Here is a 25047-nt window from a genome sequence, read left to right on the forward strand (position 1 = left end):
GGGGAATGCGCATGTCGATCAGCACAATGAGACTCACCTTCGCTGCCGCCGGCCTGATGCTGGCGGCTTCTGCCAGCGGCGCCAATGCTTCCTATTGCGGCGACGGCAAGACCGTGACCTTCGCCGGCATCGACTGGGAAAGCGGCGCCTTCATCACCGAGGTCATGAAGACGATCCTTGCCAAGGGATACGACTGCCAGGTCGACTCGATCCCCGGCAATTCCGTGACTCTCGAACAGGCAACCGCCAATAACGACGTGCAGATTTTCGCCGAGGAATGGCTCGGCCGTTCGGACGTCTGGAACAAGGCGGTGGAAGAAAAGAAGGTGGTGGCCGTCGGCAAGACCTTCGTAGGTGCCAGCGAAGGCTGGTTCGTGCCCGACTATGTCGTCCACGGCGATCCCGCTCGCAATATCGAAGCCAAGGCGCCGGACCTGAAAAGCGTATCACAGCTTACCGATCCGAAGATCGCCGAGATTTTCGCCGATCCGGAGGAGCCATCCAAAGGCCGGTTCCTCAACTGCCCCTCCGGTTGGACCTGCGAGGGCGTGAGCACCGCCAAGCTCGAGGCCTACAAGCTCGATGAGGCCTATGTGAACTTCCGGCCGGGGACGGGAACGGCGCTGGATGCGGCGATCACCTCTGCTTATCTCCAGGGTGAGCCGATCCTCTTCTATTACTGGTCGCCGACCGCGATCATGGGGAAATTCAAGCTGATCCAGCTCGAAGAGCCGGCCTATAACGAAGCCTGCTGGAAAGAACTGAGCAGCGCCAACGGCAAACGTGACGAAGGCTGCGCCTTCCCTTCCGTCGACGTGGCCTATGGCGTGAATAGCACCTTCGCTTCGGAAGCGCCGGAAATCGTCGAGATTCTGGAAAAGGCAACATTCCCGCTCGAGGAGGTCAACGCCAGCCTCGCCTATATGGCCGACAACAAGGTCGACGCCACGGCGGCTGCCGCCGAATTCCTGAAAACCAAGGGCGACGTCTGGAGCAAGTGGGTCTCGGAAGAGGCGCGCGGCAAGATCGAAGCCGGTCTCAAGTAAAAGCGGCCTTTCCGGCCGGAAATCGCCAGCGCCCCGCCACCAGGCGGGGCGCGTTGCGATGGTAGGGAAAGGGCTGCTTCCCCGGGCCAGGAGGGTCTTGGCTTCCCGCCGCCGCCCTGAACAAGGAACGATATCCGATGTTTCCGGACTCTCTCAATCTCTCGATCCGCGCGCCGGTGAACGATTTCATCCAGGCGCTCGTCACCAATTACGGCTGGGTTTTCAAGGCGATCAGCGCCGTCATCCTGAAAGCCGTTCTGTTCATTGAATGGATCCTGCGCGGCCTGCCCTGGTGGCTCGTCATTCTCGCCTTCATGGCGCTTGCCTGGCGGAGTTCGCGGCGCTGGTCGCTGACGCTGGCGGTCGGCGCGTTGCTGGTTGCCGTCGGCGTCCTCGGACTCTGGGACCTGACGATGCAGACGCTCGCGCTGATGCTGATGGCGACCATCGTCTCGGTAGTGATCGGCGTGCCCATGGGGATTCTCGTCGCGAAGAGCCGCACCGTCCGCAACATCACTCTGCCGGTGCTCGATGTCATGCAGACCATGCCGAGCTTCGTCTATCTCATCCCGGCGCTGATGCTCTTCGGGCTCGGCAAGGTGCCCGCTATCCTCGCGACCATCATCTACGCCGTCCCGCCGCTGATCCGGCTGACAGATCTCGGCATCCGCCAGGTCGACGCGGAAGTCGTCGAAGCTGCGACGGCCTTCGGCGGCAGTCCGCGACAGATCCTCTTCGGCGTCGAACTGCCCCTTGCGACGCCGACGATCATGGCCGGCCTCAACCAGACGATCATGATGGCGCTGTCGATGGTCGTCGTCGCCTCGATGATCGGCGCGCGCGGCCTCGGCGAACAGGTGCTGAACGGCATTCAGACGCTCGACGTCGGCAAGGGCCTCGAGGCCGGCATCGGCATCGTCATTCTCGCGATCGTGCTCGACCGCATCACGCAAGGCTTTGGCAAGCCCCGGACGGAGGACGCCCGCAATGGCTGATATAGAGATCCGGAACGTCTACAAGATATTCGGGCATGACGCCAAGAAGGCGCTCGCCATGCTCAAGGACGGTCTCGATAAGGCCGATATCCTGGCGAGGTCCGGCTGCAGCGTGGGCCTCAACGATGTCAGCCTGAAGGTCGGCGCCGGAAAGATCTTCGTGATCATGGGGCTTTCCGGATCGGGCAAGTCGACGCTGGTGCGCCACCTCAACCGGCTGATCGAACCGACGAGCGGCGAGGTCCTTTTCGACGGCGACAACATCCTCGACCTGGGTGCGAAGGCGCTGCGTGCCTTTCGCATGCGGCGCGTCAGCATGGTCTTTCAGAGCTTTGCCCTGATGCCGCACCGGACCGTGCTCCAGAATGTCGTCTACGGACAGCGCGTGCGCGGCGTGTCGAAGGACGATGCCCGCGAAATCGGCATGAAATGGATCGAAACGGTCGGCCTGTCCGGCTACGACGCTAAATTTCCCCATCAGCTCTCGGGCGGCATGAAGCAGCGCGTCGGCCTTGCACGAGCGCTCGCCGCCGACACCGATGTGATCCTGATGGACGAGGCTTTCAGTGCCCTCGACCCGCTGATCCGCGGCGACATGCAGGACCAATTGCTGCAACTCCAGCAGAATCTTGCAAAGACCATCGTCTTCATCACCCATGATCTCGACGAGGCCCTGCGCATCGGGTCGGAGATCGCGATCCTGAAGGACGGACAGGTCGTTCAGGTCGGCACACCGGGCGACATCCTCGACAACCCTGCCAACGATTATGTTGCCCGGTTCGTCCAGCGCAGGCACGAAAGGCCGGAGACCCATGGGTGAGATGATTTCGATCGATGGGCCGCTTACCTGGCGCGAGATCGCTTCGATCGCCGAGGGCGCCCGCCTCGACCTGTCGGAGCCCGCGCGCCGGCGGATCGCCCATGCCCGCCGGATCGTCGACGCATTGGTGGACCGCGGCATCCGTGGCTACGGCATCAATACCGGCGTCGGCGCCCTTTGCGATGTCGTCATCAGCCGTGAGAACCAGCAGGCGCTTTCGCGCAACATCATCCTGAGCCACGCTTGCGGCGTCGGAGATCCGCTCGGTCGAGTGGAAGCACGGGCCGTCATCGCTGCACAGATAGCCAACTTCGCCCACGGCTATTCCGGCGCGCGGGTCGAGACGATCGAAACACTCTTGGCGCTGCTCAACGCCGACATCATCCCTCTCATTCCGTCGCGTGGTTCGGTTGGATATCTGACCCACGCCGCCGCGATCGGCCTCGTACTGATCGGTCACGGCTCGGCCATGCACGGGACTGAAAGACTGAGCGGCGGCGATGCCCTCGCCCGTCTGGGGCTTGCGCCGTTGCGGCTCGAAGCGAAAGAAGGTCTCAGCCTCGTCAACGGAACCCCATGCGCCACCGGTCTGGCGGCGCTGGCGCTCGCACGCACGGAAACGCTCTTCGCCTGGGCGGATGCAGCCGCGGCGATGACTTACGAAAACCTCGGCAGCCAGGCCAATGCCTTTGCCGAATTGCCCTTGGCTCTGCGCCGATCCCCTGGCCTGAACGCAGTGGGCGAAAGCCTGCGCGACTGGCTGGCGGACAGCCCGATGCTAGCAGGTACGGCCGGCACCCGCACCCAGGATCCGCTGAGTCTCAGGGCCGTGCCGCAGGTGCATGGTGCCGCCCGCGACGCCTTCGTCCAGGTAGCCGAAATCGTCGATCGCGAACTTGCAAGCGTTACCGACAACCCGGCCGTTGCCGGTGCGCCGGACGCACCCGAGGTGCATTCGCAGGCCCATGCCGTCGGTGCCGCGCTCGGCCTCGCTATGGACAGCCTCGCCGTCGCGGTGGCGGAGGTCGCAGCAATTTCCGAGCGCCGCATCGACCGGCTGGTGAACCCTCTGGTGAGCGGTTTGCCTGCCTTCCTCGCCGGCGACAGCGGCGTGTGCTCGGGGTTCATGATCGCGCAGTACACGGCTGCCGCGCTCGTGGCGGAGAACCGGCGGCTCGCAGCGCCGGCCAGCCTCGACGGCGGCATCACCTCCGCGCTTCAGGAAGACATGCTCACCCACGCGACACCGGCGGCCTGGAAAGCGCTCTCGATCGTCGACAATCTCGAGCGGATCCTGGCGATCGAACTGCTTGCGTCCGCTCAGGCCTATGAACTGCAGCCGCAGGGACCGGGCAAGGCGCAACGCACTGCTGCCCTTTACGGGCGCATACGCTCGGCGATTCCAGCCTATCGCGACGATCGCCCGATGAACGAAGACTTCGACCGGATGCGGCTGTTGATGCGAGCCGCGCCGGCGAAGGCCAGCCTGTAACCCCGCTCTGAACGGGAAGGGAGGAGACGACATGACGCACATCACCACCGAGGCAGGGGGCTCGCGCGGCGGCGCAGCCTTGCGGCTCATTCTTTTCAGCCTCATCGGCATATTTCTGTTCTTCGTGCCGGTCGAAATCGCCGGCAAGTCGACGATCCTGCTCGACCATGCGGCAACGGCCATATCGACCCATGCACGGCCGGTGGCGATCGGCTTCGTATTGCTGCTGATGGCGTACGGCGCCTTCGGACCCATCGTGAAGGGGACCTGGCGAAAGACGACGACCGATGCCGTCTTTTCGGTCCTGCGCGTCCTCGGACTGGTCCTTGCCGGCCTTTATCTCGCCGGCATAGGGCCTGCGATCTTCTTCGCGCCCGACATGCTGCCCTTCCTCTTCGACAAGCTGGTGCTGTCGGTCGGGCTGATCGTACCCATCGGCGCTCTGGCACTCGCCTTTCTGATCGGCTACGGCCTTCTCGAATTCACCGGCGTGCTCGTCCAGCCCGTGATGCGGCCGATCTGGCGTACGCCGGGCTGGTCCGCCATCGACGCCGTCGCTTCCTTCGTCGGCAGCTACTCCCTTGCGCTCCTCATCACCGACCGCGTGTTCCGCGAAGGCAAGTACACGGTGCGCGAAGCGGCGATCATCGCGACAGGCTTTTCCACCGTGTCGGCCACGTTCATGATCATCGTGGCGAAGACGCTGGGACTCATGGACATCTGGAATTTCTATTTCTGGACGACGCTCGTCGTCACGTTCATCGTTTCTGCGATCACCGCCCGGATCTGGCCCCTTTCCAGGCTTGCGCACGAGGGCGATCGGGACCAGCCGTTGCCCCCGGGGCGCAGCCGCCTGAGCGTCGCCGTGGAGACCGGCCTTGAGCAGGCGGCAATCGCCAAGAGCCTGCCGACGCTGCTGCGCGAAAGCTTCTTCGACGGACTGCGCATGGCGGCGATGATCCTGCCGAGCATCATGGCAGTCGGGCTCATCGGGCTTCTCGCCGCCAAGTTCACGCCGATCTTCGACATTCTCGGCCTGACGCTCTACCCCTTCACCTGGCTCGCGCAGTTCGGCCAGCCGATGCAGGCGGCAAAGGCGCTCGCCTCCGGTCTCGCCGAGATGTTCCTGCCCGCTATCCTGCTCAAGGAGGCCGTGCCCGAGGTGAAGTTCCTGGCCGCGGTGGTATCGGTCAGCCAGGTTCTGTTCCTGTCTGCCTCGGTCCCTTGCATGCTGGCGACCTCGATCCCGCTCAGCTTTCGCGATCTTCTGGTGATCTGGTATATTCGCGTCGTATTGAGCATACTGGTGACGGCACCGATCATTTGGATCGGAACGTCGATGGGATGGCTCGGCTGACGATGATGCGAATTCTGCGCTCGAGCGAGTACAGGCATATGCCGTGGAAGAACGGCGGCGGAGAGACGGTGGAAATCGCCGTCGCTCCGGACCGTGCCACCATTGCCGATTTCGACTGGCGCATCAGCATGGCGACCGTCGCCACCAATGGCGCCTTCTCGATCTTTCCCGGGATCGACCGCACGCTGTCGATCCTGGAGGGCAGCGGGATGACGCTCGCGATCGAGGGCCGGCAACCGAAACTGCTGACCGCCTCGGACGCCCCCCTCACCTTTCCTGCCGATCTGCCGACATCCGCGACCCTCGCGGATGGCCCGGTCACCGATCTCAATGTGATGACACGCCGCCAGGCATTGAAACACCGCGTGCGCAGGATTCATGTCGAGGGCTCGCAGCCGGTGGCTACGAGCGCCCGCGATCTCGTTCTCTTCTGTCATCGCGGCAGCGTTGCGCTCGTGACCGAAGGCGTTTCCGCAACCCTGCACGGGCTCGACGCGGCGGTTCTCGTCCAGCCGGCCACGCTCACGCTCTCGGCCGACATCGCATCGGAAGTTTTCCTGATCGAGATCGGCCCGGCCTGAACGCCGCGCCATCACCCGTTGTTGTCTCGTCCGGAAACAGGGAGGCACGCCGTTTCAGCGCATGCCGAAGAGCAGCAGAATGCCGCCGACAACCATGAGCACGACGCCCAGCCAGTTGCGCAGCGGGCTCAGAAAGCGCAGCCCTTGCCCGCGCGGCTCAAGCGTCTGCTTGGGATTGCCTTGCGGCGGCTGGCTCAGCCGCCGCCGCCCGAGCGCCTCCCATGCCATGTAGAGAAGCCCGCTGATAAAAAGAACTGCACCGGTGAGAGTTGCCCACACGTGCGCCTCCTGCGGCTGCTGCTGCGTGTATCGCTGTTTCGGCGGAACAGCGAACGATTAGACGGCGATGGAAACGCGGAGATGTCAGCGCATTCGCGTCTGAGGACGCACGATGTTCATCTGAAGCTCGTGGCTGGATGCAAATCGCCCGAGAACCCTGATCAGGCGGCGTTCCTCGGCCTTGTGGATGCCGGTGCGCCTGCAATACTCCGCCACATCCCAGACATGCCTGGCCTGGGATTTGTCGAGCTTTCCAATTTCTGCGTGTTTCATCCTGCGCCTCCCAACTGCGTTGGTACTAACGCCGGACGGGCACAAATGGTTCCGCGTCGCGTCAAGTCCGGCGGACGCTCCCGGGGCCGGAACCTTTGCGCGCGGCTGCGGTTTCGACCATGACCGACCGGAGGTGATGTCATGACCCGAACCTGGGAGCGACTGGCGCTCATCGGCGCCGCCGTCATCATAATCGCCAGTGCGATTTTCTACGTCTATGTCGACCGCTTCCCCTCGACCAATTCCACCAGGATCGAGGACACCAAGGTCAATGCCGACGGCATCGAAACCATCGACGAAAATCCGCCGAGCGCCACGGGCGACAAGGATAACCCTTCGTGAGCCCTTCCCCTCGCGCGGGCTCGAATGGCACGCGCTCGCGCGGCCCAAACGGACCGGCTCGGACAAGGGCATAGGGCCAAAAGGCCGAAAGCGGCTCAAGGGCCTCAAGGGCCTCCTGCCATCGACCCCACGACCACCATCACCACCGCGTCGACGTCGATTTCTCCGTTGACCGCGAGCTTGTCACCCGCCTGGCGGACCTGAAGCTTCGAAGGGTTTTCTGCCGCCTGCCGCTGAAGTTCTTCGATAACGGCATTGATGGCCTTCGCCTCCAGATTGCCTTCGTTCAGATGGCTGGTACCCATTTCCAGAAGACCCCTTCCTTTCGCTCGGGATAATACTTGAATTCGCACTCGAATCGCCGCCCGTATGCGGCTGCCTCGGTTAAAGCCGTTTCCGAGGGCGGGTTCATTCCCGTTCCCGGGGCGAACCAGTCCTCCAGGAGATCGTCGGGGATATAGGCCCCGATTCTCAAGGGAAGACTGGTCAATGCGGAATCCATCTCTTTCGGCGCCGGCATGCGATCCTCCTGACCGACCCGGAGCGGGATGAGGAAAAGTGTGTGCGATTTTCCGCCCGCATCCCGCTCCAACTTCTTGGAATCGATCACGGTTGTGTTTTTGGGTCAACCACACCTGAAAACATCGTGATCTGGAGCATTTCCGCTCCGCCAATGCTCTAACCTTTCGTTGCCGCAACTCCGAACGAAAAACGCCTGCGCACTTTCCCGGAATTGCGAACAAAGCCGGCGCCGGGGAGTTCCGTCGCGGCTCATTCATACAGACAATGCAGCCGCGTTGCCCGAGCGCTGCCGTTCGTTGCAGCGTGCTGAACGGCGCCGTGCGTCCGGAAACGCGCGGCACCGTATGACGGCGGCCGTTCGGCTATACTACCAGAAGAGGCTCAACCTATGCGAGGACATCCCGGCCGATTTGCGAAATAGACGGTCGTAAGCCGACCGCGCCGGCCGACGCCGTCGACCGCAACCTCGCGCCGCGTGATCGACCGGATATCCGGATCGCGGATTCCAAGCCGATAGGCGCGACGGATGGCCTGACGCTCGCTGCAGCCGCGAGACGGACGATAGTCATAGTCGTCATCGTCGTATCTGCGATCACGCAGCTGCGGACCGTCCGGACCGATATACAGGTCGAATGACTGGGCTGACGAAGCAGAAGGTACAGCAGCCGCCGCGCCGCCCAAAATCAACCCGGCCGCGAAAAGCCTGCCGATGTTCATGACTTCTCCTCCATGCTCTCATTTGAGAGTTTGCTTAAACTCATATCTGAACGGCAGGGGAGCGGATTGGTTCCGCCCTTGAATGGCATTTGGCAATGCGGTGGACTGGGAGAGGGTGCTAATGCGGACGCCCAAGACATCGCGCGGTTGCGAGGCGCGGGCATATCGAGCGACATGGCTTGACTTCTCGTTTAAACGACACAATTTATTTGACTTGTTCCCAAATTGGGAATAAGAGAAGTCATGCAAATCATAGCGAAGTCCACTTTGAGAGTGTTTTGGGAACGACACCCTCGAGCAGAGACGCCCCTCAAAATCTGGCACGCTGTGGTAAGCAATGCGGTATGGACGGGGCCAGCCGATGTGAAGGCGATGTTCGGCGCCAATGTCGATTTTGTGAGCGACAACCGCATCATATTCGACATCTCAGGCAACAAATATCGCCTTATCGTCCACGTCGCATATCCGTTCAAAAGAGTGCTGATCAAGTTTGTTGGCACTCATAAAGAGTACGACGACATAGACCCGGAGACAGTGAATGGACAACATTCGCGCCATCAGGAACGATGATGACCTTGCATGGGCTATTGCAGAGGTCTCAAAGTATTTTGACAACGAGCCGGAAATCGGGACCGAGGAAGCAGACCGCTTCGATATTCTTTCGACCCTCATTGAGGCTTACGAGAATGAGCACTATGCCATTGAAGCACCAGAGCCAGTCGATCTGATAAAGGCCCACATGGAGATGTTCGGTCGTACACAGACCGATCTCGCTGAGCTTTTTGGTTCCCGTTCGCGTGCCTCTGAGGTTTTGAATAAGAGGCGTGCTCTCACTGTCGATATGATCCGCAAGCTTCACAGGGAATGGGGGATTCCCTCAGATTGCCTCGTTGAGCCATACCATCTCGTCGAACGCGAACGGGTCATCGACTCCGAATTATCGGTGATAAAGATGGTAGCGGAGGAGGGATTCGAACCCCCGACACAAGGATTATGATTCCTCTGCTCTAACCTACTGAGCTACTCCGCCGCCGGTGCCGTGAAGCTTCTGAGCGAAGCCCGTCTTGGCTGGTCGGGCGGCTTATAAGGCGCTGTTCCGGCTAGTGTCAAGCAATGTCTTCGGGAAAAAGCGATGTTTTCCCGCCACGCCGGAATCCCCCGCTTTACGCTGCCGCCGGCGCCTGCAAAAGCGCCTTCAGCGCCGCTTCCGCGGCCGGCTCGCGCTCGGACCTGCGGATGAAGCCGCCGCCATAGACGCGCGCATCCTCGCCGGTGCCGGAATAGAGCGCGCAGGCCTGGCCGGGCGCGACACCCGCCTCGCCTTCGACGAGCTCGACATAGAGCCCTTCGGCATCGCTCTTGAGCATCGCCGGGGCGGGGCGGCGGGTGGAGCGCACCTTGGCAAAGCATTCGAAGCCCTGCCCGGCTGCCGCCTCCAGTTCCTCGTCACCCAGCCAGTTGACGTCGCGCAGGTAGACGCGGCGCGTCTCCAGAGCCTCCTTCGGGCCGACGATCACGCGGCGCGAACGGGCGTCGAGATAGACGACATAGAGCGGCTCGCCGGTCGCGACACCGATGCCGCGGCGCTGACCGATCGTGTAATGCAGGATGCCCTCGTGCGCGCCCAGCACGCGACCGTCGAGATGGACGATTTCGCCGGCAAGCGCCGCGTTCGGCTTCAGCTTCGAGACGATGTCGCTGTATTTGCCCTGGGGCACGAAACAGATGTCCTGGCTGTCGGCCTTCTTGGCGACGACAAGGCCCATCTCCTCGGCGAGCGCCCGCGTCTCGCTCTTCGGAAGACCGCCGAGCGGGAAGCGCAGATAGTCGATCTGCTCCTGCGTTGTCGCAAAGAGGAAATAGCTCTGGTCGCGCTCGGCGTCGGCCGGCCGATAGAGCGCGCGCTGGCCGGCATAACGCGGCTTCGGGCTCGGCCGCGAACGGATATAATGGCCGGTGGCGAGCGCATCGGCGCCGAGTTCCTTGGCGGTCGCGAGCAGGTCGGCGAACTTGACCGTCTGGTTGCAGGCGACACACGGGATCGGCGTCTCGCCGGCGATATAGCTTTCGGCGAAGGGATTGATCACCGTCTCGCGGAAACGCGCCTCGTAATCGAGGACATAATGGGGAATGCCGATCGTCTCGCAGACGCGCCGGGCGTCGTCGATATCCTGACCGGCGCAGCAGGAGCCGGCTCTGTGCACCGCCGCGCCATGGTCGTAAAGCTGCAGGGTGATGCCGAGAACGTCGTAGCCCTCGCGTTTGAGAAGCCCCGCCACGACGGAAGAATCGACGCCGCCGGACATGGCGACGACGACGCGCGTATCTTCGGGCTTGCGGTCAAAATCGAGACTGTTCACGGGATCCAATCCGGCATCCGGGCGCGGCTCCTGTGCCGGCACCCTGTTTCACGCTTGAGGCCGCACGGCGGCACATGAGGGCGGCGCGGCATTTCTGAAGGGTTTACCCCCTTGCGGTATTTTCTTCGTGCATATCGTCACCCAAACCGCTGCTCGGTGTCGGGCGGCATGCATCAGACTTTTTCGTGCCGCGACATATAGAAACTTGCGCCCGTCACGGCAAGAGCGGACGCGGAACGTCGGCCAAGCGCGATCCGTCAGATCAGCTTCATCCGCATCGCCCGGGCGATCGCCTGCATGCGGTTGACGGCGTCGAGCTTGCGGGTCGCGCTCTTGAAATAGCTGCTCACCGTATAGGCGGATATTCCGAGAATGATGGCGATCTCGTCGCTGCTCTTTCCCGCCGCCGCCCAGCGCAGACATTCGACCTCCCGGCTCGAGAGCTTCTCGCGGGCGCCGCTGCCGGCATCGAAGGTACGCTCGAGGCATTCGAAAAGCTGCAATAGCGCCAGATAGAGCGTCGCACGCTCGGCGCCGGCCGGCTCGTCGCGCGTGCCGGAAAGCACTGCCACAAAAGGCTCGCCATAGGTCGTGTGCAGCAGCACCGCGAAGTGACCCATACCGGTATGGGGCGGGAGGCGGAAAACTGCGGCCTTGCCCGCGCCCTTGCCCGCGGGCTCCATGAGTTCAGGGCCGCCGGTGACGGGCAGCTTCGTCTGGCGCAGCCGCTCGACCAGCTCGCTCGTCTGGAACGTCTCGCCGGCATCATACTGCCGCACCAACTCGGCGGGCCAATTGCTCAGCACGAGACGCTCGGAAAAGCGTTGCTCGTCGGCGAGAGGCAGGCGCGCAATCATGAAATGCGCGAAGCCGTAGCGCGAGATCAGCCGCCGCAGCAGATGCAGGAGCTCGTACTCCGTGCGTACCGAGGCGGGGTCGATCTCGAAAGGCATGTTCGTTTCGGCCTCACGCCGCGAGGCCGGTTCGTTCGAATCCTTCATTCCGGTCACCGTGCTGCCGGCGTTGCCGCCGCTATGGAGACTAAGGCGGTCTTGGCCTGGTGGGGCTGAGAGCGCCGCCCTGCCCGCGCCGCGGGCATGAGCCGCGCCGCCCGCAAACTGCGTGACGCCCGGGTTTATTCCGGGAGCGTGCACGTGGACGCCCGTTTGATCCGGCGCCCTGCTATCGCTCCAGTCGAAGTGAAATGTGGTGATTGCATGGCCTGCATGGCGAAAAGTCGTGGAAGGCCCGCCGTTCCCTTGCTCACGAACAGCCGCCCTTGCGAACCATCCGTGGCCGAGGCCGCTCAAATGATGATCAAATGGTTATCGAGGGTTTAGGCAATTATTAAATGTGGCAAGCTAAGGTCACAGCCATATGGTCTTGAGTTTGTGTAGAGAGTCCCATGACCGAAATGATGCGTCCACGCGTGAAATATGTCATCGGCCCCGATGGCAGTCCTTTGACGATCGCGGACCTGCCGCCGGCCAATACCCGGCGCTGGGTCATCCGCAGGAAGGCTGAAGTCGTCGCCGCCGTGCGTGGTGGCCTGTTGAGCCTCGAAGAGGCATGTGAGCGTTACACGCTGACCGTAGAGGAATTCCTCTCCTGGCAATCCTCGATAAATGACCATGGTCTCGCCGGCCTGCGCACGACGCGCATCCAGCAATATCGCCACTGATCAATCCCTGCAGGGCCATAATTCGAGCCGGCGGCTGGGGTGCTCCCGAGCCGCCGGTTTCGTTTTTGCCGATTTGACGATAAAACCATCCAGCACATCATGCTGCAGCTACAGTATCGCCACCAACGCATGGCAACGAAGGACGCCCGATGGACATCGCCCAGGAAGAAACGGATACCAAAGGCCGCTACACGGCGACGCTCGACGGCCACACCGGGGAGATGACCTATTCCAGGTCGTCGCCGCATCTCATAATCGTGGACCACACCTTCGTTCCGGACGCCTTGCGCGGCAAGGGCGTCGGCCAGGCGCTGGCCCTCCACGCGATCGAAGAGGCCCGCAAGGGCAGCTGGAAGATCATCCCGCTCTGCCCGTTCATGCGCGCCCAGGTCATGCGCCATCCGGAGTGGCGGGATGTAATCCAGGGCTGACGGTGCAAGGGACCCCCTTGTCCTACCCATCGGCCCGAAAATCGGAATCGATTTTCCGAAAGCACGCTGCGTCGGTTTAATAGTTGGAGCGCTCTTTGTGCGTGCATTTCCACGCACGGCGCTCCAAGGCACCGCGCGTCTCATCAGATACGCGGTGCCGTAGCTGCTCTCTCAGGCGCGCAGCCGCGCGCCCGTATCCCGCTCCTCGAGCGCTGCTGCCCTCGCATATTCCGCCTGCACCTCCTCGAGCGCGAGCTCGGCCGCATCCTGCTGCATCTTCAGTTCGCGAATGGAAACCTGGAGATTATCGGCCCGCTGGCGGGCAGCCTTGGCGAAGGTGGGGTAGGCGAAGTGCGATGGGTCGGAAATTCCCGACTTCTTCTCCTCGAAGACGATCTGGTTCTCCAGATCCTTGGTCATGCGCTCGAACTCGGCCATCATCATCTGAAGCTGGCTGAGCTGGCGCTGCTTTTCCCGAACCTGAAATTCCTTCAGTCGGACTAGGCTCTCACGTGCTTTCATACGCAATACTCCCGTGGATACCGAGACCCCGGTTACTGTTCCCGAGCGGAATAAGGGAAAGGTGTGACGAAGATCTCCGCCCGCATCCCGCTCTAACTCCTTCTAGCCGACCACATTCAGATCCCGGACTCCCGGAATCGTCGCGATCTGCGGCCCGTTGTGCCGGCCCAACCGAGCCGGAAACAAAAATCGACCGCGGCCTTAACAAATGCCTACCGCTGGTAACCTTTCGTTTACGGGCATCGTTAATCATAGGTGCGATGATTTAAGGCTCCGTAAATGCTGATGCATGAAATGTGGACTTTCGAGCATTTACGAGTCGGTAGAGTCAGTTAACGGCATTCCCTCATATATCACATGAGGAGCGCAATTTCAGATTTACGTTTTGAATCAGGGGACTGCTAAAAATATTTAACATTTTCGATACACCTTGCCAGAGTGAATCAGAATTTGTTAACCATTTGGTGGCAGCCTCCAAATCAGGCAACGACTGGATCCGTATCGCGTAAGGATGCCACGACAACCTTGGGCGGCGGAAAAGGGGAAGACTATGCGGGTTCTACTGATCGAAGACGACAGCGCGACGGCTCAGAGCATCGAGCTCATGCTCAAGTCCGAAAGTTTCAACGTCTACACCACCGATCTCGGTGAAGAAGGCGTCGATCTCGGCAAGCTTTACGACTACGACATCATTCTCCTCGACCTGAACCTGCCGGACATGTCCGGTTACGAAGTTCTGCGAACGCTGCGTCTGTCGAAAGTCAAAACACCGATTCTCATCCTTTCGGGTATGGCGGGCATCGAGGATAAGGTCCGCGGCCTCGGCTTCGGCGCCGACGACTATATGACGAAGCCTTTCCACAAGGACGAGCTGGTGGCTCGTATCCACGCGATCGTGCGCCGCTCCAAGGGCCATGCCCAGTCGGTCATCTCGACGGGCGAGCTGATCGTCAACCTGGACGCCAAGACCGTGGAGGTCGGCGGCCAGCGCGTGCATCTGACGGGCAAGGAATACCAGATGCTGGAGCTGCTCTCGCTGCGCAAGGGCACGACGCTCACCAAGGAAATGTTCCTGAACCACCTTTACGGCGGCATGGACGAGCCGGAGCTGAAGATCATCGACGTCTTCATCTGTAAGCTGCGCAAGAAGCTCGCCAATGCCGCCGGCGGCGCCAATTACATCGAAACCGTCTGGGGCCGCGGCTATGTGCTGCGCGAGCCGGAAGGCAGCGACTACCTGGAAACCGCCTGATTTCCGGCATTACCGGGCCGCGAAAACCCCGCATCCGCCCCCTGCCCCCAAAAGCAGCCGAACCCGCCTAGCCTGGGCGGGTTTTTTTGTTGTTACCCTTCGCCTGCCCCGCACTGTGCGCGAAAGAAAGCAGGAAACGGATTGGCGGGCAAAGATGGTCGAGATCTTAGAGAAAGCCGGTTGAGTGTGGCTGCCCTCCGGGCCGCCACTCAGCTCAAAGCCTTGGGCTGGCCGAAGTTCCGGCACAGACAGGGATCAAGGGTAGACCCGCGCAGATGAATGCTTGCGGGCTCTGTATCAGGCTGCCATGGACTGACCGGCGAAAACACTCGTCAGTATCTTGCGGTCGAAGGGCTTCAGCAGGAAATCGTCGGCACCGGCCCGCTTGCCGGCCATCATCTTCTTAAGATCCGCCTGGACGACACAGTAATAGATCCGCACCGAAGCGCCCTCAGGCAGGCGCCGGATATTGCCGATCAGGTCGAGCGCACCGTCTAGGCCCGCGTCGACGATAAGGATGTTCGGCAGTTCGGCCTCGCATCGCACCAGCGCTTCAAGGCTGCTCGGCGCTTCGGAAACCAGGAATCCCATTCCCGACAGGATGCGCTTCCCGACCTTGCGCACAACATCCGATCCGTCAGCAATCATCAAGCGCCGCACGTCCATCTCCTTCCCGCTTCGCCACACGCGAAACCATCTCCATCACGCAATCCTATACGGATTTGGCAAAGAAACAGTTACCGCGGTGACGCGGCATCACCCGCCGCGCTGAAATCCGCCGGTGCTTCCCGTCGGTTGGAGCGATGCGGTCGTGAAGCATGCGGGAGGGCGCATGAGTCCTCCCGTCACCAGAGCAATGAGACGATGGAAACGGCCAGATGTGCCGAAAGCCGCGCGCGGTTCCGCCTCAGGCGCTCACCGTTTCGGGCGCTACCACGCGAGCGGTGAAGACGATCGCTTCGCCGGTCGATACGACGTCGATCGCCATGCCGGCCTCTTCCGCCAGGAGCACGGTGTAATAGGGCTGGATCGAATGGGCGTCGACCGCCTCTTCCGGCGTGCCGGAGATGAGCTCCACCAGCTTCGGCGGCACGCGCATCATGCGCCCCTTGGCACTGAGGGTGAATATCGCGTCGAACTCCGGATTCTCCAGAGTGATGTCGATGACGCCGCCACGCGGGATCGAGCCATAAGCGATCAGGAACAGGTTCAGGAGCAGCTTGACGCGGTTCTTGGCGATGATCGCGCGCGGTCCGTTCCAGTTGACCTCGGTCTTCTTCTCCGAGGCGGCAAAATCCTTGGCGGCCTTCTCGGCCTCGCCGGTGTCGATCGAGGCGCCGACCGAGCCCGATGCCCCGAAGGCAAGGCGCGCGAATTTCAGCCGTACGGACGCATTGAGCGCGCTGGTGCGAATCAGGTCCATCGCATCCGCATCGGCGCCGCCCTCGTCGAGGAGTTCGAGACCGTTGTTGATGGCGCCGACCGGCGAGATGATGTCGTGGCAGACGCGGCTGCACAGCAGCGCGGCCAGATCGTGTCCCGTCAACGTCAGATTCGGATTCTTTGCCATCATTCTTCCTTGCTCGCTTCAAACCGGATCACGGGCTGTCGCGGCGCCGGGCGCGCATAAGCCCGACGCAGCTCCCGCACGGTCGTGAGTAAGATCATGAGGCGGGCGGTCGTGCCATATGTCGATAAGCCATAATGACATCACATTTGGTAAACCGATTGTTAAGATGATCCGTTCAAATTGTTGGAGCACCCCGATTTCAGGTGGGTTCCTGGAAGCCGATAAGGTGCACTCGTTCCAAATGCTAGTGCGTTCCGCGCGCATGCTTGTGAAAAATGGCCCGTGCCGGCACCGACGGCGCAGCCGATGAAGAGCCGGTCATGACGGCCGGCGCGCGAGCCGCTTTCGCGCCCCGACGGAGGAAACGATGCAGCCGATGATGAAGACCACCCTGATGGCTGTCCGCGCTATTGTGACCATGATCGCCCTGGTGGCCAGCACCCTGATCGCCGGCACCTCTGGCGCACGGGCGCAATCCCAAAACTCCAGCCAGTACACGATGCAGGAGATCGTCGACGCCGGTCACGGTTTCTTCGGCGAAACGTCCGGGGGCCTTGCCAAGGTCGTCGAGCGCGCCTTCGAGAGCTATGGTCTGCCGAACGGCTATATCCTCGGCCAGGAAGGATCCGGTGCCTTCATCGCCGGCGTCACCTATGGCGAGGGCGAGCTCCATACCAAGAATGTGGGGCAGCACAGCGTCTTCTGGCAGGGCCCGTCGCTCGGCCTCGACTGGGGCGGCCAGGGCAGCCGCGCCATGATGCTCGTCTACAATCTGCCGAGCGTCCCTGCTCTCTACAAGCGCTTCGGCGGCGTCTCCGGTTCGGCCTACGTGGTCGCCGGCGTCGGCATGACGGTGCTGACGGACGAACATGTCGTGGTGGTGCCGATCCGCACCGGCATCGGCGCGAGGCTCGGCATCAATGTCGGCTATCTCAAGCTGACGCAGCAGCCGACCTGGAACCCCTTCTGAGGCGCCCGCGCCACGGCGCCGATGAACCCTGCCGAAAAGACGTGCAAGCTTGCGGTAATTGTTGCAGCATTTCCTGCATCATGCTTACTGCATGAACGCGAATGACTGCCTGCTGCAGACCCGGTCCACACTGAAACGGCCAGCACGTGATTGAATATGCGCTCCTCTTTGCCCTGGGCTTCCTGACGGCGGTCGTCATCGGCCTTCTCGTCGCCCCTGCCATCCAAAGGCGCATCGTGCGCTTTGCGGAGGACAGGCTGAAGGCAACGATGCCTCTGAGCCCGCAGGAAGTGCGCGCGCAAAGGGATGCGGCGCGCGCGACCTATGCCGTCGAAAACGCCAAGACGCTTCAGGCGCTGCGCCGCGAGCGCGACAAGGCTGTCGCGCTGATGGTGCAGCATGAAAGAACCCTGAGGGACACGCGCCATCTGGTGAGCGAAAACACCGAACTTCAGGCGCAGCTGGCGGATATGAACGTCGAGGCGGCCACCATGCGCTCTACCATCCGTCGGCTGGAACAACGCCTGGAAAGCATGGAGGCGGCTGCCAAAAGCTCGGCACGAGAGAACGGCGCGCATTCCGAGACCGTGCGCGCGCTGCAGAGCCGGATCGACAAGCAGAGCGCGGACCTCGATGGCCTCAAGATAGACCTTGCGGCGCGCGACACCGAAATCGAGCACCTGAAGAGCCGGATGCGAGCGATCCACGACGAGCGCGAGACCTTACGCGCCAACCTGGAGGCGGAAACTGCCCGCGCCGGGGAAATGGAGCAGCGCCTCACCCAGGACGAGACACGCATGCATCAACTCGAAAACCGGCTCGCCCGCGAAACGGCGGCCAACGCCGATCGCGAGAGTGCCCTCGAACAACGCGCGGCAGAGATCGCCCATTTGAGGTCGCAGGTCAAAACGCGCGGTGCGAAGCGTTCGAAGCATGCGGATGAGCACGACGCCACGACGGATGGCCTCGACACGGCCGCGCTTTCCGACGATCTCAGAAACCGGGCGACAGCGCTTTCCGAACGCCTTGTCGGCTCCAAATCGGCTGCTCACGACGAGGCGCTCCGCCAGGAGATGGCGGAAATCGCAGCAGGCATGGTCACCCTGACGGCGACGCGCGAGGGCAACACCTCGCCCATCCACGGCCTTCTTGCCGGCGAAGATGCCGAAGGGCGGGCAGGCCGAAGGAGCCTGGCGCAGCGGGTGAAGGAGATGCTGGAGCCCGAATGAGATCAGGCCGGGGATGCCGGCGGCATGCCCCTTGTATCTGCACCCATCGTGCCGAAACGATGCCGTTCCGCTCAAACCCTGCCGTTGATGCTTGCAACCTGATGAAGCGCGATGCCGGCTGCCATCGCCACGTTGAGGCTGTCCAGGCCGGGCCGTTGCCGGATGCGGGCCGTGCGAATTTCCGAAAGTATCGTGTCGGGCAGCCCCTCGCCCTCGGTGCCGACCAGCAATGCGGTGCGCGGCGCCGGCGGGATCGCGGTGATGTCGGCGGTGCCGCGCGGGGACAGCCCCCAGAGGACGAAACCTGCCGTCTGAAGACGTCCGACCAGCTCCGCCGCTGTACCCTCGCGCGCGAAGGGCAGCGTCAGCACCGACCCCACGGATACGCGGATTGCCTTGCGGTACATCGGATCGCAACTCATCGAGTCCATCAGCACCGCATCGACCCCGAAGGCCGCAGCGTTGCGAAAGAGCGACCCCATATTGTCGTGGTTCGATATGCCGCAGGCGGCGAGCACGAGGCTCGACTGCGGTAATCCTGCAATCAGCGCATCGCGGCCGGGCGCAGCATCGCGCCGGCCGAGCGCCAGCACGCCGCGATGCATGTTGAACCCGGCGATCGCGTCGAAGACGCGGCCGGCCGCCACATAAACCGGAACGTCCGGCGGAAACTGCGCGAGCAGGTCCGCGATACCGGCCACCCGGCTCTCGAGGAGCAGGATCGCCTCGGCTGCGATGCCGCGCCTTTCGCGATGCGCGGCCGCAAGCATCCTGAGCACGACGGTCCCCTCGGCGATGAAGCGGCCCTGCCGTCCCGTCAGATCGCGCTCCTTGATCGACAGGAACCCGGCTATGCGCGGGTCCGCCGGATCGTCGATGCGAAGGAGAGGTTCAGTCATATCGTCAGTTGGTCCTGACAGTGACGTCGGCGACGATGCGGCCGGCCCTGATGTCGAAAACGATCGCACGCGGCTCCGCACCGGGCAGGCTGCCGTAGAAGACGAGCTGCGAGCCGGAAAGCGCCACATTGCTCACCGAGAAGCCGGCCGGCAGCGCCGCGATGGCGCTCACCGGCGCATCGCCGGGCACGCTCAAGGCCGGCTGCGCCGCCTCGGCGCTTCCGTCCGTGCGGGTCAGCTTGTAGACAATGGCTCCGAGGACGGCCATAAGCATCACCAGCATCACGCCGGCCGAGACGAGTTGCAGGCGCACCATCTTGCGACGGACGTTCTCCATCGCTGGATCAAGCGGCTTGTCTTCCTGTTCTTCAGGCTCGATTGCGGTCATGGTCGGCTTTCTATCGGAATTGGAACGGAATGAACGATCCCTTTAAACAAGCGCCCGGCAATAGGAAAGTCCTGACGGCAGGCGATGACGCGGCCGGACGCCTCGACGCCTTCCTGACGGAAGCGCTTGCGGGCGAGTTTTCCCGCAATCGCATCAAGGGCCTGATCGAGCAAGGAGCCGTCTCGATCAACGGCGCGACCGTCACCGAACCGAAGCGAAAGGTTCACCCCGGCGACTCCTTCCGGATTGCCCTGCCCGAGCCGGAGGATCCCGAACCCAAGGGTGAGGCGATCCCGCTCGACGTGCTTTACGAGGATGCCGACCTGATCGTACTGGTCAAGCCGGCCGGCCTGGTCGTGCATCCCGGCGCCGGCAATTGGACGGGAACCCTCGTCAACGCGCTCATCCACCATTGCGGCGACAGCCTTTCCGGCATCGGCGGCGTCAAGCGCCCCGGTATCGTGCATCGCCTCGACAAGGACACGAGCGGCGTCATGGTGGTCGCGAAGAACGATGCCGCACACCGCCACCTTTCGGATCAGTTCGCCGACCACGGCCGCAGCGGGCCGCTCGAGCGCGCCTATCGCGCCGTAGTCTGGGGCCGGCCGCGCCAATTGAAGGGCAAGATCGACGCGCCGCTGGGGCGGGCCGGCGACCGGACGAAACGGGCCGTCAAACGCGAAGACAGCGACGATGCTCGCGAGGCGATCACGCATTACGAGGTGATCGAGCGCTATCACGAGAAACCGGACGGCACCTCTCTCGCCTCCACCGTCGAGTGCCATCTGGAGACCGGGCGTACCCACCAGATCCGCGTGCACATGGCCCATATCGGTCATCCGCTGATCGGCGATCCGGATTACGGCGCGGCCTTCCGCACCAAGGCCAATCTGCTGCCGGAACCGGCGAGAGCCGCCGTCAACCGCTTTCCACGACAGGCCCTGCACGCCTTCATGCTGCAGTTCGAACACCCCGCAACCGGCGAGACCATGCATTTCGAAACGCCTGTGCCGGCGGATATTCAGGAATTGATCGCGGCGCTGCGGGTCGGAGCCCCTTGAATTTGCGTGTGAAGATTCCAATCTTATAGGCGTTTCAACCCGCCGATTTCTTTCTCCAGTTTCACGACAGCGTGAAACTGGATTCCTTGAATCATGCTTTCGCCGCACTTATCTATTAGCCTCGTGGGGTCTTGGATGAAGACCCACAGGCCCGGCCTGCCGTCCCGGAGGCCGGCGACGCACAAAGGGGGTGCTTCATGGCCCGCAATACCTTGCCGACCATTGCTGCTGGAGAGGGCGGTCTCAACCGCTATCTCGACGAAATTCGCAAATTTCCCATGCTCGAGCCGCAGGAAGAGTACATGCTCGCCAAGCGGTACCAGGAGCATGACGACCGCAAGGCCGCGCACAAGCTCGTAACGAGCCATCTTCGCCTCGTTGCCAAGATCGCGATGGGTTATCGCGGCTACGGTCTGCCGATCGGCGAAGTCATTTCCGAAGGCAATGTCGGCCTGATGCAGGCGGTCAAGAAGTTCGAGCCCGATCGCGGCTTCCGCCTCGCGACCTACGCCATGTGGTGGATCAAGGCTGCCATCCAGGAATACATCCTGCGTTCGTGGTCTCTGGTCAAAATGGGCACGACGGCCAACCAGAAGCGCCTGTTCTTCAATCTGAGACGGCTGAAAGGCCGCATCCAGGCCCTCGATGAAGGCGATCTCAAGCCGGAACAGGTGAAGGAGATCGCCACGACCCTGAAGGTCAGTGAGGAAGAGGTCGTCTCGATGAACCGTCGCCTTTCGGGCGACGCTTCGCTCAATGCCCCGATCAAGGCGAGCGAAGGCGATTCCGGCCAGTGGCAGGATTGGCTGGTGGACGATCACGACAATCAGGAGCAAATCCTGATCGAACAGGACGAGCTCGAGAGCCGCCGCGCACTGCTGGCCAATGCCATGAAGGTTCTGAACGACCGTGAGCGCCGGATTTTCGAGGCCCGCCGCCTCACCGAGGAGCCGATAACGCTGGAGGATCTCTCGACCGAGTTCGACATCAGCCGCGAGCGCGTGCGGCAGATCGAGGTTCGGGCCTTCGAAAAGGTGCAGGAGGCCGTGCGCAAGGCCGCGCTGGAACGGGCCAGTGCGCTGCGCGTGGTTGAAGGCGCTTAAAGGCCCACGCATTCACCCCCACAACGAAAGTCCCGGCTGGAGATCCAGCCGGGATTTTTCATGTCTTCATGTATTCTGACACTGCGCACTTCCGGATGGGCGGCGGCCGCGAGATGGATAACGGCGTTGAAGCTCTGGTCGGTTTTGTCGGCACGGATGGCGATGCGCTGGAATTCCATGAGTACCGACCGAGCAGCAGCTCAAGTGCTACAGCGACCTTTGCGCGTCTCGTAAGACGCGCGGCGCTGTAGAACACTTTTCGGAGGGCTACAATCTCTCCTCATCCTCATCACAGAGATCCAGCAGCGCCGCGTCTGCGGCGCGGAAGAGCCTTTCCAGCCCAAGGACTTGGTCTGGCTGGATTCCTGTGACAAGCACAGGAATGAGGGACCGGGGATGTGCGGCTCCTACATCCTCGCATAGAAGCGAAGCGGGACGCTTTACACGGGCGTAACCCGCGACCTTCCGCGCCGCCTCACCATCTTCACGGTCTATGAAGCGCGCCAAGGAACCGCACCCTCTCTACCCCTCATCCCTGTGCTCGTCACAGGGATCCAGCAGCGCCGCGTCCGCGGCGCGGGAAGCGTTCTTTCAGCCCAAGGACTTGGTCTGGCTGGATTCCTGTGATGAGCACAGGAATAAGGGACCGGGATGTGCGGCTCCTACATTCTCGCATCAAAGCGAAGCGGGACGCTGTACCCGGGCCTGGCCCGCGACCTTCCGCGCCGCCTCACCATCTTCACGGTTTATGAAGCGCGCCAAGGAACCGCACCCTCTCATCCTCATCGCGGTGCTCGTCACAGGGACGAGGCGATCAAACAAGCGGCGGCGGGTGGCCTGGATCTCAACAGGCCTCAGACTATTGCCCGCTGGAAGCTGTGCTGCCGGGACTTCCCCAAGCCTGCAAGGCCTTGTTGAAGGCGTCCGCTCCGCCCTGCCCTTTCTCCAGGGTGAGGAGAGCGCGGCGGCCGTTGCGGTAGGTGATCGGGATATCGATCCAGCTGCGGCTGCGCAGAAGTTCGGTGTTGTTGCTGACCGCTTCGGCAAAATCGTTGAGCGCGATCATGTGGAAGTCGTCGGTGATCTTCGCCGGAACGGCGATCAGCGGATCGCCGCGGTCCTGCTCGGTTCGCTTCATCGAGACGCGCTGGACGCCGTCTATGGCGCCGCCCTCGAAGCTCTCGGGCAGCGAAAACACGAATTCGATCACGTGGCTTGCCGGCAAGGACGGATCGGCATTGCGCTTGATGGTCATCAGAGCCGTGAGGCCACGATCGGGAACCGTGATCTGCGCCTGGATGGCGGGCTCGGGCTTGGCATCGCCGCCTGGCGACTCCTCCTTGATCGACCAGGCAACGGTGCCGGGAATCGCGGTCGGCGAGGACTGGCCGAGCCTCTCTTCATAGAGGAACATCTTCTCGCCATCGGCGACGGAAACCTCGGGCTGCGCTGCTGCCTCGCTGGCGGTCTGGCCGGGCACCGGCGAGGCTGTCTGATCCGCTGCCGCCTGTTGCACGCCGGCATTGGCGTTCGGCGGCTCTACCGCATGCGTCCGTGCAGCGACGGATTTGCCTTCCTGAGAAGCGGCCGTCTCGGTCGCTACGGCAGGTCCCTCGTCCCTTTCCGTTCCATCGGCAAGCAGCCGCTGGGTGAACTTGGTGGAAGCAGCATCGGAAAGCGCTGTATTTTCCTCGGTGCCGGACTGTTCGGCCGGTTGGTTCGCCGGCTCGGCCTCGCCACCGGGTGTCGCCGGTGCCGGCGTCTCGGCGGGATCGCTCGGCATGATCTTCGCGACCATGCCCGTGAGCCAGGCATTGCCCGCCTCTCTATTCTGCCAGTAGGCGTAGCCGCCGGCGCCGAGGAGAAGCACGACCGCCCCGCCGATCGCCAGGCGTTTGATGCTGAACCGGCTGGGCTTGGGCGTGGCGCGATAGGACGCGGGGCGAGCGGGAACCGCAGGCGGCGCGGCAAGGCTGCTGTCTTTGTCCTTGTTGCTCGCCGAACCATTCGCCGTCCGGCCGTCGTCCTCAAAACCGAGCAGATCGTCGACATGATCCCAGGCAGTGCCGGCACGCTCTTCCTGGTTCGCGGCGGCCGGAGCCTTCTCGACGGGCCACGACCATTCGGAAATTTCCGGCTCGTCGGCCGGCCGGTCCTTCTTGCTTTCGGTACCTTGGGCGAAGGGATCGCTGTCGTCGAAAGACCAGGAGCGCGCTGCATCCGCCTCGCCGCTATGCTGTTCCGTTTCGGCCTTTTCCGGCTCGACCGGATGTATCCCCAGCCGCTCGGGCTCGGCCGGCGACGTCTCGTCCTGCCTATGGTCTTCCGGCTCGACCGGGACCTCGCTCGGCCGTGGCGAGGGGGTGGTATCCTCCCATTCGGGCAAAGCCCACTCGGATGGTCCCCGCCTGTCCGGCACATCATCGGCCTGGACCTCCACCGGCGTCGCCTCGTCCGGTGCCGGCTCGGCCGGATATGATTCGACCTCAGCCTCATCGCGGCTGACATCCTGCGGATCGGGCTCGGCGGCCGTCACGTCTTGGGCAGGATGTTCCTGCTGCGCATCGGCTTCGGCGGCCGGTTGCTGTTCCTCGGCCGGCTCATCCCGTTGCGGAACGGCGGCGGCAGCGTCGGCCGGCTCCTCTTCGTGAAGCGGTGCCTCGTCGCGCATGTCGACCGTGGGGGCCTCGGCAACCGGTGCGGGCGGCTCCTCATCGGGGGCCGATTGCACAAGATCTTCGGGCTCTTCGGGGGCGGCGTCCGAAGCAGGCTCTTCGACCGGCGTTGGGGCGGTCTGCTCCGTTTCGACGGATGCGGCCGGCAGTGCCTCGGGCTCCGCCTCCTGTGTTACCGGTGTGGCGGCCTCGTCGCCCGGCGGTGCTTCGAGCGTATCCGGCTCGAGAGCTTCGGTTTCCTCGACCGGCGGCAGGGCTTCGGCGTGCTCGCTTTCAACCTCGGAGATTGCCTGTTCCAGCTTGTTGAGCTGGCGGTTGATCATGTCGTCCGACGGCCGGGGGTTCATGCTCTCGAGCTGGCGGCGCACGGCACCGCGCGCCTTCTCGTAGACCCTGCCTCGCATTTCCAGTGTGTTTTCCGACAGGCCGTCGACCGTCCTGCGAATAACTGCAACAAAATCCGCCATCAGTACTTTCTCAAT

Annotated in this window: 30 protein-coding genes and 1 tRNA gene; 16 read left to right on the top strand and 15 right to left on the bottom strand. The window is 62.8% G+C overall.

Translation table 11 applies throughout. The features are described 5' to 3' along the window. Positions 1-11: 11 nt before the first annotated feature. From AC5J09_RS26070 to AC5J09_RS26095, 6 genes are all read left to right on the top strand, one after another. On the top strand, positions 12-1046 hold the full coding sequence (locus AC5J09_RS26070; protein WP_018096880.1) for an ABC transporter substrate-binding protein: 1035 nt from the start codon (positions 12-14) through the stop codon (positions 1044-1046). 137 nt (positions 1047-1183) lie between these two features. After that, positions 1184-2041 carry an ABC transporter permease gene (locus AC5J09_RS26075; protein WP_018096879.1) on the top strand — a complete coding sequence of 286 codons (858 nt, stop codon included), beginning with the start codon at positions 1184-1186 and terminating at the stop codon, positions 2039-2041. Further along, positions 2034-2861 carry a quaternary amine ABC transporter ATP-binding protein gene (locus AC5J09_RS26080; protein ID WP_494298877.1) on the top strand — a complete coding sequence of 276 codons (828 nt, stop codon included), beginning with the start codon at positions 2034-2036 and terminating at the stop codon, positions 2859-2861. The genes AC5J09_RS26075 and AC5J09_RS26080 overlap by 8 nt, the downstream gene beginning before the upstream one ends. Further along, positions 2854-4353: an HAL/PAL/TAL family ammonia-lyase gene (locus AC5J09_RS26085; RefSeq protein ID WP_494298878.1), complete on the top strand. Its 1500-nt coding sequence runs from the start codon at positions 2854-2856 to the stop codon at positions 4351-4353. Before AC5J09_RS26080 ends, AC5J09_RS26085 begins: the two co-directional genes overlap by 8 nt. Positions 4354-4384: 31 nt before the next feature. Then, complete coding sequence (locus AC5J09_RS26090) at positions 4385-5710, top strand: YjiH family protein (protein WP_275597391.1); 1326 nt, start codon at positions 4385-4387, stop codon at positions 5708-5710. Beyond that, positions 5698-6291 (top strand): HutD/Ves family protein, encoded by a 594-nt coding sequence (locus tag AC5J09_RS26095; RefSeq protein ID WP_494298879.1) that lies wholly within the window; start codon positions 5698-5700, stop codon positions 6289-6291. The genes AC5J09_RS26090 and AC5J09_RS26095 overlap by 13 nt, the downstream gene beginning before the upstream one ends. 54 nt (positions 6292-6345) lie before the next feature. Here the strand turns inward: AC5J09_RS26095 and AC5J09_RS26100 are convergent, their stop codons facing one another. Together AC5J09_RS26100 and AC5J09_RS26105 are read right to left on the bottom strand one after the other, a co-directional pair. Then, entirely contained in the window at positions 6346-6570 is a 225-nt protein-coding gene (locus AC5J09_RS26100; RefSeq protein ID WP_018096874.1) for a membrane protein, read from the bottom strand. A gap of 84 nt (positions 6571-6654) precedes the next feature. Then, entirely contained in the window at positions 6655-6843 is a 189-nt protein-coding gene (locus AC5J09_RS26105) for a hypothetical protein (protein ID WP_018096873.1), read from the bottom strand. 141 nt (positions 6844-6984) lie between these two features. On the opposite strand from AC5J09_RS26105, the gene AC5J09_RS26110 reads away from it, so the two are divergent. Beyond that, positions 6985-7185 carry a hypothetical protein gene (locus AC5J09_RS26110; protein ID WP_018096872.1) on the top strand — a complete coding sequence of 67 codons (201 nt, stop codon included), beginning with the start codon at positions 6985-6987 and terminating at the stop codon, positions 7183-7185. A gap of 104 nt (positions 7186-7289) precedes the next feature. On the opposite strand, the gene AC5J09_RS26115 is transcribed toward AC5J09_RS26110, so the two are convergent. The 3 genes from AC5J09_RS26115 to AC5J09_RS26125 form a co-directional block, all read right to left on the bottom strand. Next, a complete protein-coding gene (locus AC5J09_RS26115; protein ID WP_018096871.1) occupies positions 7290-7490 on the bottom strand; it encodes a hypothetical protein in 201 nt (66 codons plus the stop codon). Then, on the bottom strand, positions 7472-7705 hold the full coding sequence (locus AC5J09_RS26120; RefSeq protein WP_100674216.1) for a hypothetical protein: 234 nt from the start codon (positions 7703-7705) through the stop codon (positions 7472-7474). Before AC5J09_RS26120 ends, AC5J09_RS26115 begins: the two co-directional genes overlap by 19 nt. A 383-nt stretch (positions 7706-8088) precedes the next feature. Continuing rightward, positions 8089-8424: a hypothetical protein gene (locus AC5J09_RS26125; protein ID WP_100674148.1), complete on the bottom strand. Its 336-nt coding sequence runs from the start codon at positions 8422-8424 to the stop codon at positions 8089-8091. Between the two features lie 243 nt (positions 8425-8667). Between AC5J09_RS26125 and AC5J09_RS26130 the strand changes: the two genes are divergently transcribed. Together AC5J09_RS26130 and AC5J09_RS26135 are read left to right on the top strand one after the other, a co-directional pair. Further along, a complete protein-coding gene (locus tag AC5J09_RS26130) occupies positions 8668-8994 on the top strand; it encodes a type II toxin-antitoxin system HigB family toxin (RefSeq protein ID WP_494298880.1) in 327 nt (108 codons plus the stop codon). Further along, positions 8963-9421, top strand: a complete 459-nt coding sequence (locus tag AC5J09_RS26135; RefSeq protein WP_275598086.1) for a helix-turn-helix domain-containing protein — start codon at positions 8963-8965, stop codon at positions 9419-9421. Before AC5J09_RS26130 ends, AC5J09_RS26135 begins: the two co-directional genes overlap by 32 nt. On the opposite strand, the gene AC5J09_RS26140 is transcribed toward AC5J09_RS26135, so the two are convergent. The 3 genes from AC5J09_RS26140 to AC5J09_RS26150 form a co-directional block, all read right to left on the bottom strand. Beyond that, positions 9378-9454 (bottom strand) — tRNA-Met (locus AC5J09_RS26140). The two genes, AC5J09_RS26135 and AC5J09_RS26140, sit on opposite strands and share 44 nt — an antisense overlap. Positions 9455-9587: 133 nt before the next feature. Further along, positions 9588-10784, bottom strand: coding sequence for a tRNA 2-thiouridine(34) synthase MnmA (gene mnmA / locus AC5J09_RS26145; RefSeq protein ID WP_494298881.1), 1197 nt, complete (start codon positions 10782-10784; stop codon positions 9588-9590). A gap of 257 nt (positions 10785-11041) precedes the next feature. Next, entirely contained in the window at positions 11042-11785 is a 744-nt protein-coding gene (locus AC5J09_RS26150; protein WP_411921793.1) for a helix-turn-helix transcriptional regulator, read from the bottom strand. Positions 11786-12189: 404 nt separating this feature from the next. Here AC5J09_RS26150 and sciP point away from each other — a divergent pair, with 404 nt between their 5' ends. Continuing rightward, positions 12190-12465, top strand: a complete 276-nt coding sequence (gene sciP, locus AC5J09_RS26155; protein WP_003527546.1) for a CtrA inhibitor SciP — start codon at positions 12190-12192, stop codon at positions 12463-12465. Positions 12466-12614: 149 nt separating this feature from the next. Further along, a complete protein-coding gene (locus AC5J09_RS26160; RefSeq protein ID WP_018096866.1) occupies positions 12615-12896 on the top strand; it encodes a GNAT family N-acetyltransferase in 282 nt (93 codons plus the stop codon). Positions 12897-13067: 171 nt separating this feature from the next. Here the strand turns inward: AC5J09_RS26160 and AC5J09_RS26165 are convergent, their stop codons facing one another. After that, a complete protein-coding gene (locus AC5J09_RS26165; protein ID WP_003527555.1) occupies positions 13068-13418 on the bottom strand; it encodes a hypothetical protein in 351 nt (116 codons plus the stop codon). 550 nt (positions 13419-13968) lie between these two features. On the opposite strand from AC5J09_RS26165, the gene ctrA reads away from it, so the two are divergent. After that, positions 13969-14670, top strand: coding sequence for a response regulator transcription factor CtrA (ctrA, locus tag AC5J09_RS26170; RefSeq protein WP_003527557.1), 702 nt, complete (start codon positions 13969-13971; stop codon positions 14668-14670). A 297-nt stretch (positions 14671-14967) separates the two neighbouring features. Here the strand turns inward: ctrA and AC5J09_RS26175 are convergent, their stop codons facing one another. Together AC5J09_RS26175 and chpT are read right to left on the bottom strand one after the other, a co-directional pair. Then, entirely contained in the window at positions 14968-15336 is a 369-nt protein-coding gene (locus AC5J09_RS26175) for a response regulator (RefSeq protein WP_010970151.1), read from the bottom strand. A gap of 241 nt (positions 15337-15577) precedes the next feature. Further along, entirely contained in the window at positions 15578-16240 is a 663-nt protein-coding gene (gene chpT, locus AC5J09_RS26180; protein WP_198516775.1) for a histidine phosphotransferase ChpT, read from the bottom strand. 367 nt (positions 16241-16607) lie between these two features. Here chpT and AC5J09_RS26185 point away from each other — a divergent pair, with 367 nt between their 5' ends. Then, positions 16608-17210: a DUF1134 domain-containing protein gene (locus AC5J09_RS26185; RefSeq protein ID WP_494298882.1), complete on the top strand. Its 603-nt coding sequence runs from the start codon at positions 16608-16610 to the stop codon at positions 17208-17210. A gap of 146 nt (positions 17211-17356) precedes the next feature. Then, on the top strand, positions 17357-18439 hold the full coding sequence (locus tag AC5J09_RS26190) for a hypothetical protein (RefSeq protein ID WP_494298883.1): 1083 nt from the start codon (positions 17357-17359) through the stop codon (positions 18437-18439). A gap of 71 nt (positions 18440-18510) precedes the next feature. Here AC5J09_RS26190 and AC5J09_RS26195 read toward each other — a convergent pair whose 3' ends face one another. Both AC5J09_RS26195 and AC5J09_RS26200 read right to left on the bottom strand, forming a co-directional pair. Further along, positions 18511-19338, bottom strand: a complete 828-nt coding sequence (locus AC5J09_RS26195) for a TrmH family RNA methyltransferase (protein WP_494298884.1) — start codon at positions 19336-19338, stop codon at positions 18511-18513. Positions 19339-19342: 4 nt separating this feature from the next. Next, positions 19343-19726, bottom strand: a complete 384-nt coding sequence (locus AC5J09_RS26200) for a hypothetical protein (RefSeq protein WP_003527564.1) — start codon at positions 19724-19726, stop codon at positions 19343-19345. Positions 19727-19755: 29 nt separating this feature from the next. Here AC5J09_RS26200 and AC5J09_RS26205 point away from each other — a divergent pair, with 29 nt between their 5' ends. Together AC5J09_RS26205 and rpoH are read left to right on the top strand one after the other, a co-directional pair. Next, positions 19756-20787, top strand: coding sequence for an RluA family pseudouridine synthase (locus AC5J09_RS26205; protein WP_324762288.1), 1032 nt, complete (start codon positions 19756-19758; stop codon positions 20785-20787). 197 nt (positions 20788-20984) lie between these two features. Next, positions 20985-21890 (top strand): RNA polymerase sigma factor RpoH, encoded by a 906-nt coding sequence (gene rpoH / locus AC5J09_RS26210; RefSeq protein WP_003527567.1) that lies wholly within the window; start codon positions 20985-20987, stop codon positions 21888-21890. On the opposite strand, the gene AC5J09_RS26215 is transcribed toward rpoH, so the two are convergent. Both AC5J09_RS26215 and AC5J09_RS26220 read right to left on the bottom strand, forming a co-directional pair. Further along, a complete protein-coding gene (locus AC5J09_RS26215) occupies positions 21887-22069 on the bottom strand; it encodes a hypothetical protein (RefSeq protein ID WP_494298885.1) in 183 nt (60 codons plus the stop codon). The two genes, rpoH and AC5J09_RS26215, sit on opposite strands and share 4 nt — an antisense overlap. A 680-nt stretch (positions 22070-22749) precedes the next feature. Continuing rightward, positions 22750-25032: a hypothetical protein gene (locus AC5J09_RS26220; protein ID WP_324762290.1), complete on the bottom strand. Its 2283-nt coding sequence runs from the start codon at positions 25030-25032 to the stop codon at positions 22750-22752. Between the last annotated feature and the right edge of the window lie 15 nt (positions 25033-25047).

The sequence above is a fragment of the Sinorhizobium sp. genome (assembly GCF_059070375.1).